Below are 17,174 nucleotides of genomic sequence, written 5' to 3'. Positions count from 1 at the left end.
ATTCTTTGCGGCCGAGTCCGCCCGGCCCCCAAACCAGGACACCATGCAGACCGCTGATATTCGTCGACGCTGGCTCGACTACTTTTCTGAACGCGGCCACACGGTCGTGCCGTCCGCGTCGCTCGTGAGCGACGACCCGTCGCTGCTCTTCACGGTGGCGGGCATGGTGCCGTTCGTGCCGTACCTCTCCGGGCTGGTGCCGCCGCCGTACCCGCGCGCGACGAGCGTGCAGAAGTGCATCCGCACCCTCGACATCGAGGAGGTCGGCAAGACGACGCGCCACGGCACGTTCTTCCAGATGAACGGCAACTTCTCGTTCGGCGACTACTTCAAGGAGCAGGCGATCGCCTATGCCTGGGAGCTGCTCACCACCTCCGAAGCCGACGGCGGCTACGGTTTCGCCGAGAAGGACCTCTGGGTCACCGTCTACCAGGACGACGACGAGGCCGTCGGGCATTGGAAGAAGATCGCCGGCCTGCCGGACGAGCGCATTCAGCGTCTCGGCATGGAGAGCAACTACTGGTCAACCGGCCAGCCGGGGCCTGCCGGACCGAGTTCGGAGATCTTCTTCGACCGCGGACCGAAGTACGGCAAGGATGGCGGTCCGGCCGCCGACGACGACCGGTACATCGAGATCTGGAACCTCGTGTTCATGCAGTACCTGCGCGGACCGGGCCAGGGCAAGAACTTCGAGATCCTCGGCGAACTGCCCAAGAAGAACATCGACACCGGCATGGGACTCGAACGGGTGGCGTTCATCAAGCAGGGGGTCGAGAACCTCTACGAGATCGACCAGGTGCGCCCCGTTCTCGACCGGGCGGCCGAGATCTCCGGCCGGCGCTACGGCGCAGATCACGACGACGACGTGCGGATGCGCGTGGTCGCCGACCACGTTCGCTCCGCCCTCATGCTCATGGCCGACGGTGTCACCCCGTCCAACGAGGGCCGCGGCTACGTGCTGCGCCGGCTGCTGCGCCGCAGCGTGCGCTCGATGCGCCTGCTCGGAGTCGACGCCCCCACCTTCACCGAACTGTTCACGACATCGCGCGACGCGATGAAGGCTGCATACCCCGAGGTCGAGCACGACTACGACCGCATCGGGCGGCTCGCCTACGCGGAGGAGGAGACCTTCCTGCGCACCCTGGTGAGCGGCACGAGCATCCTCGACCTGGCGGTGGCGAAGACGCAGAAGTCGGGGGCCCGCGAGCTGCCGGGCGACACGGCCTTCCTGCTGCACGACACGTTCGGATTCCCGATCGACCTCACCCTCGAGATGGCGGAGGAGGCCGGGCTGAGCGTCGATCGCGCGGCCTTCGACGCCCTCATGCTCGACCAGCGCACGATGGCGAAGGCCGATGCGAAGGCCAAGAAGACCCTCATGGCAGACCTCTCGGTCTACAGCGCCTTCCGCGCCAGGGGCGAGACCCTGTTCACCGGCTACGACTACCTCACCACCGATTCGACGATTCTCGGCCTGATCGTGGGCGGCGTCTCCGTGGACCGCGCGGCGGCCGGCGACATCGCCGAGGTGATCCTCGCCGAGACCTCGCTCTACCCGGAGTCCGGCGGCCAGGAGGCAGACGCCGGCAGCATCGTCGGCAACGGTTTCGACCTCGAGGTGCTCGACGTGCAGCGCCCGGTCAAGGGGCTCGTGAGCCATCGGGTGCAGGTGCGCTCGGGCGAGGTGAGCGTGGGGGCCGCCGCCACGAGCGTGGTGGACCCGGAGTGGCGCCGCGGCGCGACCCAGGCCCACTCGGCGACCCATCTCATCCATGCCGCGCTGCGCGAGGTGCTCGGCCCGGAGGCGCACCAGGCCGGCTCGTACAACAAGGCCGGCTACATGCGTCTCGACTTCAACTGGAGCAACCCGCTCTCCGCTGCCACGCGCAGCGAGATCGAGGAGATCTCCAACAACGCGATCCGCCAGAACCTCGAGGTGGAGACACGCGTGATGCCGCTCGACGAGGCGCGGGCGCTCGGGGCGATGGCGCTCTTCGGCGAGAAGTACGGCGAGACCGTGCGCGTCGTGGAGATCGGCGGTCCATGGTCGCTCGAGTTGTGCGCGGGTACCCACGTGATCCGCAGCTCGGAGATCGGACTCATCAATCTCGTGAGCGAGTCGTCGATCGGTTCGACCAACCGCCGCATCGAGTCGCTGGTGGGCATCGAGGCATTCCGCGACCTCGCCACCGAGCGGGCGATCGTCTCCGAGCTCACGTCGAGCCTCAAGACGCCCCGGGACCAGATTCCGGAGCGGATCTCCGAGCTGCTCGCCAGCCTCAAGGCCGCGGAGAAGCGCATCGCCGAGTTCGAGTCCGCCGCGCTGCTGGAACGCGTGCCGGCGCTCGTCGCCGAGGCGGCCACCGCCGGCGGGCTCACCGTGCTGAGCAGGCACGTGGGCGCCCTGTCGTCGTCCGACGACCTGCGGAGCCTCGTGACCGCGGTTCGCGGCCGGCTCGGCGCGGAGGCGGCCGTCGTGGCCCTCGCCGCGGATGTCGCGGGCAAGCCGGCTGTGATCGTCGCCACCAACGACGCCTCGCGCCAGCGCGGCATCAAGGCCGGGGCGCTCGCGAAGACCGCCGCATCCGTTCTCGGCGGTGGTGGTGGCGGCAAGGACGACCTCGCCCAGGGTGGCGGGTCGAAGCTCGACGCCATCCCGGCCGCGCTCGAGGCCATTGTGGCCGCGCTGCCGAGGTAGCGCGTGCGGCCAGGCGTGCGGCTGGGCATCGATGTCGGCAAGGTTCGAATCGGGGTGGCCTCGAGCGACCCGCACGGCATGCTCGCCACCCCGGTGGCGACGGTGCAGCGGGGAGATGGCGACGTCGAGCGGATACTGGCCGAGGCGGCTGAGCGCGCCGCGATCGAGATCGTGGTCGGGTTGCCGCTCGCGCTCTCCGGGGGAGACTCCGCCTCCACCCAGGATGCGCGAGACTTCGCCACGCGCGTCGCACGCGCCACGACAGTGCCGGTTCGGCTCGTGGATGAACGGCTCTCCACGGTGTCCGCGCACCGTGCCATGCGGGCCACTGGCCGGAGCACCAGGAAGTCGCGGCCGGTCATCGACCAAGTCGCGGCGGTTATAATCTTGCAGCACGCCCTCGACGCCGAGAGATCCGGTGGAACACCACCCGGAGCCGCCGTCGAGCCGGACGAAGGAACGTGACTCGTGGCAGATGAGCCCAGCTGGGATGACATCTTTACATCGCAACCCAGCCCGACGGCCGCGGAGACCCGGCCGGCGCCTCAGAACCGCCGCGAGGCGCGGGAGAGCTCCGGCCGCCGCGAGGCGCGGGAGAGCTCCGGCCGCCGCGTGACCAGGACGACCGCCGAGACGCCCATTCGCCACGAGCGGGCGAGGCGCGGCGGCGACCGGGTGGACGAGCACGGGCTGCCGCCGAAGCGCAGACGCAGGCTCACCTGGCTGTGGGTGCTCATCAGCATTGTCGTGCTCCTCGGCGGGGCGTCGGCCGCCGTCTTCTTCACGTTCGAACCGCAGATCAAGCAGGTGCTCGGCTGGGCGGAACCGATCGACTACACGGGCTCCGGCACCGGCAAGATCGTCGTGACGATCACCAACGGGCAGATCGGTTCCGATGTCGCGAAGACGCTCGCGAGCGCAGAGGTCACCAAGACCTACACCGCGTTCTACAAGCTCCTGCTGAAGCAGGACCCCCAGGTCCAGTTCCACCCCGGCAGTTACCAGCTCAAGAAGCAGATGAGTGCCAAGGCCGCCTTGGCCGCCCTCCTCGATCCGAAGAGCCAGGTGTCGACGCGGCTCGTGTTGCCCGAGGGGATCACCGTCAAGGGCGTGATCAAGCGTCTCGCCGACCTGAGCGAGAGCACCGGCATTTCGGGGGCACAGCTGGAGGCCGCCGCCGCGGACTACAAGTCGTTCGGCCTGCCCGCGGAGGCGCCGAGCCTCGAGGGCTACCTCTTTCCGGCCACCTACTCGATCGAGCCGGGCCAGACCGCCCACGCCGTGCTCCAGACCCTCGTCACCACGATGTTCCAGCACCTGGACGCCGACGGGGTGGCGCCAGCCGACCGCCACAAGATCCTCACTCTCGCCGCCCTCACCCAGAAGGAGGGCGGAAGCTCGGCCGACTTCTTCAAGGTGGCGCGGGTCTGGGACAACCGGCTCGCGACCGGCATGCCGCTGCAGTCCGACGCGACGGTGAGCTACGGCTCTGGAGGCACGACGATCTCCACCACCGACGCCCAGCGAGCGGACAAGGGCAACCCGTACAACACCTACGCCCACACCGGACTGCCGATCGGGCCGATCTCCAACCCGGGTGACGACGCGATCAAGGCAACGCTGCATCCGGCAGACGGGACCTGGCTCTTCTTCGTGCTCGTGAACGGCGAGACGGGGGAGACGGTGTTCTCCACGACCCTCGCCGAGCACAACGCGGCGGTCAAACAGTGGCAGGCGTGGTTGCGCGCCCACCCGGGGTTCGACGGGTGACCGTCGTCGAGCGTCGGCTCGCGGTGCTCGGTTCGCCGATCGCGCACTCCCAGTCGCCCGCCCTGCACCGGGCCGCGTACGCCGCCCTCGGGTTGCCCTGGACCTACGAGGCGATCGAGGTGACGACGGATGCCCTGCCGGAGTTCCTGGCCTCCTGCGGGCCGGAATGGCGAGGGCTTTCGCTCACGATGCCGCTTAAGCGCGATGTGCTGCCGTTGCTCGACGAGATGGACGAGTACGTGGAGATCACGGGCGGCGCGAACACCGTCGTCTTCGACGAGCACCCCGGCGGCCGCACCACGCGCGGATTCAACACCGACGTCTACGGCTTCCGCGAGGCGTTTCGGTCCGTGGGGGTGCGCCGGCTCAGCTCGGTGCGCCTGCTGGGCGGGGGAGCGACCGCCGCCTCGGCGATGGCGGCCGTCGCCGAGCTCGGAGCGACACGAATCGCCATCTCCGCGCGCACGCCGAGAAGGGTGACGCGGCTCCTCGACCTGGGCGAGCGGCTCGGCGTCGACGTGGAGATCGAGCAGTTGAGCGAGCTCGACGACAGCGTGGTGCCTGACGTGGTGATCAGCACCATCCCGGGTTCGGCGCAGCTGGACATCCCGTTCACCGAGGAGACCCGGGCGAGGAGCGTGTTGCTCGAGGTGGCGTACGACCCGTGGCCGACGCCCCTCGCGGCCTCGTGGTTCGAGGCCGGCGGCCGGGTGATTCCCGGAATCGAGATGCTCGTGAACCAGGCCCTCATGCAGGTGCGCATCTTCGTGAGCGGGCATCCGCATCGCGCACTGCGCGGTGAGCATCGGGTTTTCGCCGCGATGCGGGCCGCCGTCGGTCTCTACGGAGTGCCGGAGTAGGCCACGCGCACGGGGGGAGTTTCTCCCTGTGCAAGGATTATCACCATGCTTCGATGGTTGACCGCAGGGGAATCGCACGGTCCGGAACTGGTCGCGATCCTCGAGGGTCTGCCGGCCGGCGTGCCCGTGTCAATGGCCGCGATTCGCGCCGACCTCCACCGCCGCACGCTCGGCTACGGCCGCGGTGCACGGCAGAAGTTCGAGCAGGACGAGCTCACGATCAGCGGCGGGGTGCGGTTCGGCCTGACCATGGGCAGCCCCATCGCCCTGCGGATCGGCAACACCGAGTGGCCGCGCTGGGTCGACGTGATGAGCGCCGAGCCGGTGGACCCGGAGTCGCTGCCCAAGGGCCGCGGGGCGCCGCTCACCCGCCCGCGTCCCGGGCACGCCGACCTCGTCGGCATGCAGAAGTACGGCTTCGACGAGTCGCGCAACGTGCTCGAACGCGCGAGCGCCCGCGAGACGGCCGCCCGGGTGGCCCTCGGGGCCGTCGCTCGCTCGTTCCTCGCCGAGCTCGGCATCGACCTGCTCGCACACACGCTGTCTATCGGCTCCGTGCGCGCGCCGGAGGGCAGCGCGCTTCCCGGCCCGGCCGATGTCGCTGCCCTCGACGCCGACCCGCTGCGCTGCTTCGACGCGGCGACCTCCGAGCTCATGGTCGCCGAGGTGGATGCCGCCCACGAGGACGGCGACACCCTTGGCGGCGTCGTGGAGGTGCTCGCGTACGGCCTGCCGCCCGGCCTCGGTTCATACACGCACTGGGACCGCCGGCTCGACTCCCAGCTCGCGGCGGCCCTCATGGGCATCCAGGCCATCAAGGGCGTCGAGGTGGGCGACGGATTCCTCACCGCTACCCGCCGCGGCTCAGAGGCGCACGACGAACTCTTCCAGACGGATGACGGCATCGCCCGATCCAGCGACCGCGCCGGCGGCACGGAGGGCGGCATGAGCACCGGAACGGTGCTGCGGGTGCGCGCGGGGATGAAGCCCATCTCCACGGTGCCCCACGCCCTGCGCACCGTCGACATCGCCGGCGGCGGCCCGGCCGAGGCGCACCACCAGCGCTCGGACGTCTGCGCCGTGCCGGCGGCGGGCGTCGTCGCCGAGGCCATGGTCGCGCTCGTGCTCGCCAACGCGGTGCTCGAGAAGTTCGGCGGGGACTCGATCGCGGAGACCAGGCGCAACCTCGACGGGTACATCGCCGCTATTCCGCGCAACCTGCGCACCTCGGCGGCCTCCGACCCGCACCTCGGTTCGTGAGCGAGGCCGGCCCTCACGTCGTGCTGATCGGTGCGCCCGGCGCGGGGAAGACGCGGCTCGGCAAGCGCATCGCCCGGCTTCTCAAGGCGAGTTTCATCGACACCGACCGCCGCATCGTGGCCAAACACGGCCCGATCGCCGAGATCTTCGCCCAGCGGGGCGAGGAGTACTTCCGTCGGCTCGAACGCGCGGAGGTGGCCCAGGCGCTCACCGAGCGCGCGGTGGTCTCCCTCGGCGGGGGAGCGGTGCTCAACCCGGACACCCAGCGCGAACTGGCGGCGCACCGGGTGGTTCTCGTGACCGTGAGTCCGGAGGCGGTGGAGGCGCGCATCGCCGGGTCGGCCAGACCGCTCGTCGCGGGCGGCATCGAGGCGTGGTCCAGGCTCGTCGAGGCTCGCCGTGAGATCTACGAGCGGCTCGCGTCCGCTACCTGGGACACCTCGAGCAGACCGATCGACTCGATCGCGACCGAAATCGCCGACTGGGTCTCGGCCGGCGACCCGACGAAGGAATCAGAGTGAGCAACGTCACCACCATCACCGTCCCCGGAGCCGACGTCTACGACGTCATCGTCGGGCGCAACATCCTCGATCGCCTCCCCGGCATCATCGGGCCGAACGCGCGGAAGGTGCTCATCGTGCATCCGCCGACGCTCGGCGCGCGGGCGGCGGCCCTGCGGGAGAGCCTCACCGGCGACTACGAGGTGCTGCTCGCCGAGATCCCGGATGCCGAGACCGGAAAGCGCGTGGAGGTCGCCGCGTTCTGCTGGCAGGTGATGGGGCAGGCGGACTTTACCCGCACGGATGCCGTGATCGGCTTCGGAGGCGGCTCGGTCACCGACCTCGCCGGCTTCGTCGCCGCGACCTGGCTGCGGGGGGTGCGGCTCGTCAATGTGCCGACGACGCTCCTCGGCATGGTCGACGCGGCCATCGGCGGCAAGACCGGAATCAACACCGCGGAGGGCAAGAACCTCGTGGGCGCCTTCTACCCGCCGGCCGGAGTCGTGGTGGACCTCGACACCCTCGACGGCATCAGCCAGATGGAGATACTGGCCGGCTTCGGCGAGGTCGTGAAGTACGGGTTCATCGCCGAGCCGGAGATACTCGACATCATCGAGCGTTCTGTCGAGATCGCGACCGATCCCCGGTCCGACGAGTTCCGCCGGCTCGTCGAGCTGTCGATCGGCATCAAGGCACGAGTCGTCGGCCACGACCTCAAGGAGTCAGGGCTGCGGGAGATACTCAACTACGGCCACACCCTCGGCCACGCCATCGAATACGCCGAACGGTTCCAGTGGCGGCACGGGGCCGCGGTCGCGATCGGCATGGTCTACGCGGCGGAGCTCGCGCGACTCACCGGTCGGCTGTCCGACGAGGTGGTCGACCGGCACCGCAGCATCCTGACCTCCCTGCAACTGCCGATCAGCTACCCGGCCGGGCGCTGGAGCACCCTGCTCTCGGTGATGAAGCGCGACAAGAAGGCGCGCGGGGCCCTGCTGAGGTTCATCGTGCTCGACGACATCGCCAAGCCGACGACTCTCACCGGGCCGGACGAGAGCCTGCTCTTCGCGGCATACCAGGAGATCGGCTCGTAGCATCGCCGGGCGTCCTCCGCGTTGGCCCTGCACGCGTTTCTCCGGATGTTTGGGGCTCGAGCCGGCAATATGCCCGAAATCGGGCCAAAACGGATGCCCAGGAAGCCGAACCTCCGGAGAAACGCGGGTCGGCAACCCGCAACGCGGGTCGGCAACGCGCAACGCGGGTCGGCAACGCGAAATGCGGGTCGGCAACGAGAAACGCGGGTCGGCAACGCGCAACGCGGGTCGGCGTGCGACTCGCGGCGGCCGGCAACCGGATGTCGCCCGGTAGGCTCGACAACCATGGGCAGCATCCTCGTACTCAACGGTCCCAACCTCGGTCGCCTCGGCAGCCGGGAACCGGACGTCTACGGCAGCGGCACCCTCGACGACCTGCGGGCCAGGCTCGACGCCGAGGCCCCTCCCGGCCACGCCATCGACCTGCGCCAGACCAACGACGAGGCGGAGCTGATCGGCTGGCTATACGAGGCGGTCGACACGGCCAGCCCGGTGATCCTCAACCCGGCGGCGTTCACGCACTACTCGTACGCTCTTCGGGATGCGGCGGCCATGGTCACCAAGGCGGGCCTGATCCTCGTCGAGGTGCACATCTCCAACCCGCACGCGCGCGAGGAATTCCGCCACAACAGCGTTATCTCCGGTGTCGCCACCGGGGTGATCGCGGGCTTCGGTTTCGACTCGTACCTGCTCGCCCTCGACGCCGTAAACAGGCTCCTCGGCTAGCGGATGCCCTGCGCGGTGCGCTGAGCCGGTAAACTCGTGGTTTCGGCGCCTGTGCGCCCACCAACCTTTCCCCTCCAGAACGGATTTCTACAGCCATGGCCTCAACAGCTGACATCAGGAACGGCGTCGTTCTCAACATGGACGGCCAGCTCTGGACCGTGATCGACTTCCAGCACGTGAAGCCCGGCAAGGGCGGCGCGTTCGTGCGCACCAAGGTCAAGAACGTCATGAGTGGCAAGGTCGTCGACCGCACGTTCAACGCCGGCGCGAAGATCGAGACCGAGACGGTCGACCGCTCGGAGTTCCAGTACCTGTACGCCGACGGCGAGAACTACGTGTTCATGGACGTAGGCAACTACGACCAGATCACCCTGTCGGCCGCCCAGGTCGGCGACGCGTCCAACTTCATGCTGGAGAACCAGAACGTGACGATCGCCCTGCACAACGGCGACCCGCTCTACGTGGAGCTTCCCGCATCCGTCGTGCTCGAAATCACGTACACCGAGCCGGGCCTCCAGGGCGACCGCTCGACCGGCGGCACGAAGCCCGCCACGGTGGAGACCGGCTACCAGATCCAGGTGCCGCTGTTCCTCGAGCTGGGCACCAAGGTCAAGGTCGACACGCGCGACGGCAGCTACCTCGGCCGCGTAAACTAGTGGGCGCCCGCACCAAGGCACGCAAGCGCGCGATCGACCTGCTCTACGGGGCAGACGTGCGCGAGATCTCGCTCAACTCCGCGATCGCCGTCGAGGCGGAGCGCGCGAAGGGCGAACCCGACCGTTGGGCGTCCTGGACCTACGCTCGCGAGATCGTGGAGGGCATCGCCGAGCACGGCGACGAGATCGACGAGCTCATCGAGACCCATGCCCAGGGCTGGACCATCAACCGTATGCCGGTTCTCGATCGTGCGATCCTTCGCATCGGCATCTGGGAGATCATGTTCAACGACGAGATTCCGGATGGCGTGGCCATCTCCGAGGCCGTCGAGGCCGCGCAGGAGTACAGCACAGAGGACTCGGCGGGATTCGTGAACGGGCTGCTCGGCCGAATCGCCCAGCTGCACGTCTGACCCGCCGCGCATCCGCGTTTCTCCGGAGGTTTCGCCGCTGGGCATCCGATCTGGCCCCACTTCGGCCATTTGGGCCGCCTCGAGCGCCAAACCTCCGGAGAAGCGCAAGGAGCGGGCGCCCGGTATAGTGAACGAAACAGACATCCTTTAACTTCCGTCCAGAGAGGCGGGGAAGGAGGTCAGATTGCCCGCACGAATCGTGCTCCAGCAAGCTGATATCACCCGAGCGTTGACTCGCATCTCCCACGAGATCCTTGAGTCCAATCGGGGACCGGACGACCTCGTCATCCTCGGCATCCCCACGCGCGGGGTCGTGCTCGCCGATCGCATCGTCGGCCTGCTGCGGGAGATCTCCGGCACGGTCGTGCCGGTCGGCGCCCTCGACGTGACGCTGTACCGGGACGACCTCGGCCGCAACCCCACCCGTGCGCCCTCGCCCACCCAGGTTCCGCCGGGCGGAATCGACGGCAAGACGGTGGTTCTCGTCGACGATGTGCTCTACTCCGGCCGCACCATCCGCGCCGCCCTCGACGCCCTCGGCAGCATCGGCCGGCCGAGCATCGTGCGCCTCGCGACCCTCATCGACCGCGGCCATCGCGAACTGCCGATCCGTCCGGACTTCGTGGGAAAGAACCTGCCGTCGTCGCAGAGCGAGCGCATCAACGTGCACCTGCAGGAGATCGACGGCGACGAGTTCGTATCGATCGAGGAGAGCGGATCATGAGGCACCTGCTGAGCACGCGCGACCTGTCCCGTGACGAGGCGATCGCCATCCTGGACGTGGCGGAGGACATGGCCGACGTCGCCGACCGCGAGGTGAAGAAGCTCCCCACCCTGCGCGGCAAGACCGTCGTGAACCTCTTTTTCGAGGATTCCACCCGTACTCGAATCTCCTTCGAGGCCGCCGCGAAGCGGCTGAGCGCGGATGTCATCAACTTCAGCGCGAAGGGCTCGAGCGTCTCGAAGGGCGAGAGCCTCAAGGACACCGCACAGACCCTCGCCGCCATCGGAGCAGACGCCGTGGTGATCCGGCACGGGTCCTCCGGCGCGCCGCTCGTGCTCGCCAACGCCGGGTGGATCGATGCGGCCATCGTCAACGCGGGCGATGGCACGCACGAACACCCCACCCAGGCCCTGCTCGACGCCTTCACCATCCGCCGCAGACTGCACGGCCCGGCGTCCCGCGGCCGCGGCCTCGACGGCGTCACGGTGACGATCGTGGGCGACATCCTGCACTCCCGCGTCGCCCGCTCGAACGTCTGGCTGCTCACGGCGCTCGGCGCCTCGGTCACGCTCGTGGCGCCGGCCACCCTCCTGCCGATCGGCGTCGGCGAGTGGCCGGTGGCCGTGCTGTACGACCTCGATGAGGCTCTCGCCGGGCAGGCCGATGTCGTGATGATGCTGCGCATCCAGTCCGAGCGGATGCACGCGGCGTTCTTCCCGAACGCGCGCGAGTATTCGCGGCAGTGGGGCCTCGACGACGATCGTCTCGGCCGGCTCGGCGCGGATAGCATTGTGATGCACCCCGGGCCGATGAATCGCGGCCTCGAAATCTCAGCGGGAGCCGCCGACTCGCCCCGATCGACCGTGCTGGAGCAGGTCGCCAACGGAGTGTCGGTGAGGATGGCAGTGCTCTACCTTCTGCTCTCCGGCGAAAGGACCCTGTCATGACCGAAACCATCCTGGTGCGGGGAGCGACCCTCGCGGACGGCACCCGCACCGACATCCTCGTGCGGGCCGGCGTGATTGCCGAGCTCGGCAAGGCCATCTTCGCCTCGGCGGACCACCTGATCGACGCCGACGGCCTCATCGCCCTGCCCGGCCTCGTCGACCTGCACACGCACCTGCGCGAGCCCGGGTTCGAGCAGAGCGAGACGGTGCTCACCGGCTCACGGGCCGCGGCTATCGGCGGCTTCACGGCCGTGCACGCCATGGCGAACACCTCGCCCGTCGCCGACACCGCGGGCGTGGTCGAGCAGGTGCAGGCCCTCGGCGTGGCCGCCGGGTACGTCACCGTGCGGCCGATCGGCGCCGTCACCGTCGGGCTTGAGGGCAAACAGCTCGCCGAGATCGGCGCGATGGCCAACAGCCGGGCGCGGGTGCGCGTGTTCTCCGACGACGGCAAGTGCGTGTCGGATGCCCTGCTCATGCGCCGCGCGCTCGAGTACGTCACGACGTTCGGGGGAGTGGTCGCCCAGCACGCGCAGGAACCGCGGCTCACCGAGGGCGCGCAGATGAACGAGGGCACCCTCTCCGGCGAGCTCGGCCTGGCCGGCTGGCCGGCCGTGGCGGAAGAGTCGATCATCGCGAGGGACGTGCTGCTCGCCCAGCACGTCGGCGCCCGGCTTCACATCTGCCACCTGTCGACCGCCGGCTCGGTTGACGTGGTGCGCTGGGCGAAGGCACGCGGCATCGCCGTGACCGCCGAGGTCACCCCGCACCACCTGCTGCTCACCGAACAGCTCGCGAGCGGCTACGACTCCCGATACAAGGTCAACCCGCCCCTGCGTCGCGACGAGGACGTGCACGCCGTGCGGGCTGGTCTTGCCGACGGCACCATCGACATCGTGGCGACCGACCACGCGCCGCATCCGGTGGAGGCGAAGGACTGCGAGTGGGAGGCCGCGGCGTTCGGCATGGTCGGCCTCGAATCCGCGCTGTCCGTGGTGCAGGCCTCGGTCGTGGACACCGGACTGCTCGACTGGTCTGACGTGGCCAGGGTGTTCTCCCGCGCGCCGGCGGCGATCGGCAGGCTCGATGGCTACGACCGCGGAATCGCGGTGGGCGCCCCGGCCGAGTTCACCCTCTACGACGCGTCGGCGAGCCGGGTCTTCGACACGAGCCGCCTGCGCGGCAAGGGTCTCAACTCCCCGTACCTCGAGACGACGCTGCCGGGGCGGGTGGTCGCGACGATCCACGACGGATACGCGACGGTGCTCGACGGCGAACTCGTCGAGGCGGATGCGGTCGCCCGGTTCGCCTCGGCGGCCACGGCTCGCGCGGCGGGGGTGCGCAATGGATAGGGCCGTGTCGACCTCGATCGTGGTGGCCGTCATCGTGCTCGCCCTCGCCGGGATGGCCATCGGCTGGCGGGCCCGCCAACGGCGGCAGTCCCATGTCCCACGGCCGCTCGCCGTGCCCGCCGAGATCGGCGCCGTGCTCGCCTCCGCCGACGTGTTCTACGTGGCCACCACTGTCGCGGGTCAGCCCCTCGAACGCATCGCCGTGGGCGGACTGGGCTTCCGCGCGCGCGCGACGGTCACCGTGGCCGAGCGCGGCATCGTGCTCGGCATCGCCGGCGAGCCGGAGGCCTTCTTCCCCGCCGAATCGCTCCGCGGCGTGGAGCGCGCCACCTGGACCATCGACAGGGTGGTCGAGACCGGCGGACTCATTCTCATCGCCTGGACCCTGGGCACGACGGAGGTCGACAGCTACCTCCGCGTCGCCGAGCAGGCAGACCCGACCCCGATCATCGAGGCGGTCGAGCGACTGCTCGACCGCTCTCAAACCCATGGAAGTGAGGCATCGTGACGCGTTTCGAACCCGCCGTCCTCGTGCTCGAAGACGGCACCCGCTACGACGGCAACGCGTACGGCGCCAGAGGACGAGCCCTCGGCGAGGCGGTCTTCGCCACCGGGATGACCGGCTACCAGGAGACCATCACCGATCCCTCATACGCCGGGCAGATCGTGATGATGACGGCCCCGCACATCGGCAACACCGGGGTGAACGACGAGGACCGGGAGTCCGACCGCGTCTGGGTGTCCGGTTTCGTGGTGCGCGACCCGTCGCGCATCGTGTCCAACTACCGCGCGAACGGCAGCCTCGACGACCAGCTCGTGGAGCAGGGCGTCGTGGGCATCAGCGGGGTGGACACGCGGGCCGTCACCCGCCGGTTGAGGGATGCCGGGGCGATGCGCTCCGGAATCTTCTCCGGCGCCGAGGCGGCCCTCGGCGCTGCCGAGCAGCTCGCCATCGTGCGCGCCGGGGCGCAGATGCAGGGACTCAACCTGTCGGCGCGGGTGTCGGTGACCGTGCCCAAGACGCTCCCCGCGACATCCGAGCGCATCGGCTCGGTGGCCGTGCTCGACCTCGGCGTGAAGGACTCGACCCTGCGCTACCTGGCATCGCGCGGCCTCGACGTGCACGTGCTGCCACAGTCGATCACCGCCGATGAGCTGTTCGCGCTGCACCCGGATGCGGTCTTCTACTCGAACGGACCGGGCGACCCCGCAGCCTCCGGCGACCACGTCGAGCTGCTGCGGGCGGTGCTGCGCAATGGCCTGCCGTTCTTCGGGATCTGCTTTGGAAACCAGCTGCTCGGCCGCGCGCTTGGACTTTCCACCTACAAGCTGCCCTTCGGCCACCGAGGCATCAACCAGCCGGTGCTCGACAAGGTCACGGGCCGGGTGGAGATCACGGCCCACAATCACGGGTTCGCCGTCGACGCCCCGCTCGACGGGGTCTTCGACTCGCCGGCCGGGTTCGGGCGCGTCGAGGTGAGCCACGTCAACCTCAACGACAACGTCGTCGAGGGACTCAACGCCCTCGACATCCCCGCCTTCTCGGTGCAATACCACCCGGAGGCGGCCGCAGGACCGCACGACGCCAACTACCTGTTCGACCGGTTCAGGGACCTCATTCTCGCCGTCAAGGCCGCAGAGACGGAAAGCAAGTAATGCCCAAGCGCGACGACATCACCTCGGTTCTCGTGATCGGCTCAGGCCCGATCGTGATCGGCCAGGCCTGCGAATTCGACTACTCGGGCACCCAGGCCTGCCGAGTGCTGCGCGAGGAGGGCGTGCGGGTGATCCTCATCAACTCGAACCCCGCCACGATCATGACCGACCCGGACTTCGCCGACGCGACTTACGTCGAGCCGATCACCTGGCAGGTGATCGAGACGATCATCGCCAAGGAGCGTCCTGACGCGATCCTGCCGACCCTCGGCGGCCAGACCGCGCTCAACGCGGCGATCGACCTGCACAACCACGGCATCCTCGAGAAGTACGACGTCGAGCTCATCGGCGCCAACTTCGAGGCGATCAACAAGGGCGAGGATCGCCAGATCTTCAAGCAGCTCGTGCTCGACGCCGGGGCGGATGTCGCCCGCAGTCACATCGCCCACACGGTGGGCGAGGCCATCGAGTTCGCCAAGGACCTCGGCTACCCGCTCGTGATCCGCCCGTCGTTCACCATGGGCGGACTCGGTTCCGGATTCGCGTACACGGAGGCCGAACTGGTGCGCATGGTCGGCGACGGCCTGCACCAGAGCCCGACGAGCGAGGTGCTGCTCGAGGAGTCGATCCTCGGCTGGAAGGAATACGAGCTAGAGCTCATGCGCGACACCGCCGACAACACCGTCGTCGTATGCTCGATCGAGAATGTGGACCCGGTCGGTGTGCACACCGGCGACTCGATCACCGTCGCACCCGCCCTCACCCTCACCGACCGCGAGTACCAGAACCTCCGTGACATCGGCATCGACATCATCCGCGCCGTCGGCGTCGACACCGGCGGCTGCAACATCCAGTTCGCGATCGACCCGGCGAACGGCCGCGTCATCGTCATCGAGATGAACCCGCGGGTCTCCCGGTCGAGCGCCCTCGCCTCCAAGGCCACCGGCTTCCCGATCGCCAAGATCGCCGCCAAGCTCGCGATCGGCTACCGGCTCGACGAGATTCCCAACGACATCACGAAGGTCACCCCGGCGAGCTTCGAACCCACCCTCGACTACGTGGTGGTGAAGGTGCCGCGGTTCGCCTTCGAGAAGTTCCCGGCCGCCGACGCCACCCTCACCACCACCATGAAGTCGGTCGGCGAGGCGATGGCAATCGGCCGCAACTACTCCACCGCGCTGCAGAAGGCGCTTCGGTCGCTCGAGAAGCGCGGGTCGAGCTTCCACTGGGACGGCGTTCCCGGCGACAAGGATGAGCTGCTCGCGATCGCCGCGGTGCCCACCGACGGCCGCATTGTCACCGTGCAGCAGGCGCTCCGCGCCGGGGCCACGATCGACGAGGTCTTCGAGTCGACGAAGATCGACCCATGGTTCATCGACCAGATCGTGCTGATCAACGAGGTCGCCGAGGAGATCGGGTCGTTCCGCCCGCTCGACGCGTCCCTGTTGAGGCTCGCGAAGGACCACGGCTTCAGCGACGTGCAGATCGCCGCCCTCCGCGGGCTCACCGAGTCCGAGGTGCGCGTGATCCGCCACGCGTTCGGCGTGCGCCCGGTCTTCAAGACGGTCGACACCTGCGCCGGCGAGTTCCCCGCCCTCACCCCGTACCACTACTCCAGCTACGACCAGGAGACCGAGGTGCGGCCAAGCGACCGGCAGAAGGTCGTGATCCTCGGTTCCGGCCCGAACCGCATCGGCCAGGGCGTCGAGTTCGACTACTCCTGCGTGCACGCGAGCTTTGCGCTCTCGGATGCCGGCTTCGAGACGATCATGATCAACTGCAACCCCGAGACGGTCTCCACCGACTACGACACGAGCGACCGCCTCTACTTCGAGCCGCTCACCCTGGAGGACGTGCTCGAGGTCGTGCACGCGGAGAGCCAGAGCGGCGAGCTCGTCGGCGTGATCGTGCAGCTCGGCGGCCAGACCGCGCTCGGGCTCGCGAAGGGCCTCAAGGCGGCCGGCGTCACGATCCTCGGCACGACTCCCGAGGCCATCGACCTCGCCGAGGAGCGAGGCCTGTTCCAGGGCATCCTCGACGCGGCCGGCCTCGTCGCCCCGCGCAACGGCACCGCCACCGACTACCGGGAGGCCGTCGTGGTCGCCGAGGAGATCGGCTACCCCGTGCTCGTGCGTCCTTCATACGTTCTCGGCGGCCGGGGCATGGAGATCGTCTACGACAGCCCATCGCTGCTCGACTACTTCGGCCGCATCGCCGATCAGGGGATCGTCGGCCCCGGGCATCCGCTGCTCGTCGACCGCTTCCTCGACGACGCGATCGAGATCGACATCGACGCTCTTTACGACGGCACCGAGCTCTACGTCGGCGGCGTCATGGAGCACATCGAGGAGGCCGGCATCCACTCCGGCGACTCGGCGTGCGTGCTGCCGCCCGTGACGCTGTCGGTGTCCGAGCTCGAACGCATCCGCAGGTCCACCGAGGCGATCGCGCGGGGCGTGGGCGTCCGGGGGCTGATCAACATCCAGTTCGCGCTCGTCTCCGACGTGCTCTACGTGCT

16 protein-coding genes are annotated in these 17,174 nt (G+C 69.0%); all 16 read left to right on the top strand.

The window, feature by feature from the left end:
- Positions 1 to 43: 43 nt before the first annotated feature.
- A complete protein-coding gene (gene alaS, locus VIM54_RS02725; RefSeq protein WP_331898959.1) occupies positions 44 to 2,698 on the top strand; it encodes an alanine--tRNA ligase in 2,655 nt (884 codons plus the stop codon).
- A gap of 3 nt (positions 2,699 to 2,701) precedes the next feature.
- Complete coding sequence (gene ruvX, locus VIM54_RS02720) at positions 2,702 to 3,163, top strand: Holliday junction resolvase RuvX (protein WP_331898957.1); 462 nt, start codon at positions 2,702 to 2,704, stop codon at positions 3,161 to 3,163.
- A gap of 3 nt (positions 3,164 to 3,166) precedes the next feature.
- A complete protein-coding gene (gene mltG, locus VIM54_RS02715) occupies positions 3,167 to 4,468 on the top strand; it encodes an endolytic transglycosylase MltG (RefSeq protein WP_331898955.1) in 1,302 nt (433 codons plus the stop codon).
- Positions 4,465 to 5,328 (top strand): shikimate dehydrogenase, encoded by an 864-nt coding sequence (locus tag VIM54_RS02710; RefSeq protein ID WP_331898954.1) that lies wholly within the window; start codon positions 4,465 to 4,467, stop codon positions 5,326 to 5,328. Before mltG ends, VIM54_RS02710 begins: the two co-directional genes overlap by 4 nt.
- Positions 5,329 to 5,373: 45 nt before the next feature.
- Positions 5,374 to 6,588, top strand: a complete 1,215-nt coding sequence (aroC, locus tag VIM54_RS02705; RefSeq protein WP_331898953.1) for a chorismate synthase — start codon at positions 5,374 to 5,376, stop codon at positions 6,586 to 6,588.
- A complete protein-coding gene (locus VIM54_RS02700; RefSeq protein WP_331898952.1) occupies positions 6,585 to 7,109 on the top strand; it encodes a shikimate kinase in 525 nt (174 codons plus the stop codon). The genes aroC and VIM54_RS02700 overlap by 4 nt, the downstream gene beginning before the upstream one ends.
- A complete protein-coding gene (aroB, locus tag VIM54_RS02695) occupies positions 7,106 to 8,182 on the top strand; it encodes a 3-dehydroquinate synthase (protein ID WP_331898951.1) in 1,077 nt (358 codons plus the stop codon). Before VIM54_RS02700 ends, aroB begins: the two co-directional genes overlap by 4 nt.
- A 285-nt stretch (positions 8,183 to 8,467) precedes the next feature.
- Positions 8,468 to 8,908, top strand: coding sequence for a type II 3-dehydroquinate dehydratase (locus VIM54_RS02690; protein ID WP_331898950.1), 441 nt, complete (start codon positions 8,468 to 8,470; stop codon positions 8,906 to 8,908).
- A 95-nt stretch (positions 8,909 to 9,003) separates the two neighbouring features.
- Positions 9,004 to 9,564, top strand: coding sequence for an elongation factor P (efp, locus tag VIM54_RS02685; RefSeq protein ID WP_331898949.1), 561 nt, complete (start codon positions 9,004 to 9,006; stop codon positions 9,562 to 9,564).
- Positions 9,564 to 9,977: a transcription antitermination factor NusB gene (gene nusB, locus VIM54_RS02680; protein ID WP_331898948.1), complete on the top strand. Its 414-nt coding sequence runs from the start codon at positions 9,564 to 9,566 to the stop codon at positions 9,975 to 9,977. Before efp ends, nusB begins: the two co-directional genes overlap by 1 nt.
- Positions 9,978 to 10,161: 184 nt before the next feature.
- A complete protein-coding gene (pyrR, locus tag VIM54_RS02675) occupies positions 10,162 to 10,701 on the top strand; it encodes a bifunctional pyr operon transcriptional regulator/uracil phosphoribosyltransferase PyrR (protein WP_331898947.1) in 540 nt (179 codons plus the stop codon).
- Complete coding sequence (locus tag VIM54_RS02670; protein ID WP_331898946.1) at positions 10,698 to 11,648, top strand: aspartate carbamoyltransferase catalytic subunit; 951 nt, start codon at positions 10,698 to 10,700, stop codon at positions 11,646 to 11,648. Before pyrR ends, VIM54_RS02670 begins: the two co-directional genes overlap by 4 nt.
- A complete protein-coding gene (locus tag VIM54_RS02665; RefSeq protein WP_331898945.1) occupies positions 11,645 to 13,000 on the top strand; it encodes a dihydroorotase in 1,356 nt (451 codons plus the stop codon). Before VIM54_RS02670 ends, VIM54_RS02665 begins: the two co-directional genes overlap by 4 nt.
- A 4-nt stretch (positions 13,001 to 13,004) precedes the next feature.
- The gene (locus VIM54_RS02660) at positions 13,005 to 13,508 is read left to right on the top strand and encodes a hypothetical protein (RefSeq protein WP_331898944.1); all 504 of its coding nucleotides are present in this window, start codon (positions 13,005 to 13,007) and stop codon (positions 13,506 to 13,508) included.
- The gene (gene carA, locus VIM54_RS02655) at positions 13,505 to 14,656 is read left to right on the top strand and encodes a glutamine-hydrolyzing carbamoyl-phosphate synthase small subunit (RefSeq protein ID WP_414673155.1); all 1,152 of its coding nucleotides are present in this window, start codon (positions 13,505 to 13,507) and stop codon (positions 14,654 to 14,656) included. The genes VIM54_RS02660 and carA overlap by 4 nt, the downstream gene beginning before the upstream one ends.
- Positions 14,656 to 17,174 (top strand): carbamoyl-phosphate synthase large subunit (carB, locus tag VIM54_RS02650; protein WP_331898943.1); only part of this gene is annotated, 2,519 nt, incomplete at its 3' end. The genes carA and carB, both read left to right, overlap by 1 nt.

The sequence above is a fragment of the Lacisediminihabitans sp. genome, assembly GCF_036569425.1.
GTDB lineage: Bacteria > Actinomycetota > Actinomycetes > Actinomycetales > Microbacteriaceae > Lacisediminihabitans.
The sequence above is the reverse complement of the archived record's forward strand: the minus strand, read 5'-3'. Positions and strand labels throughout refer to the sequence as shown.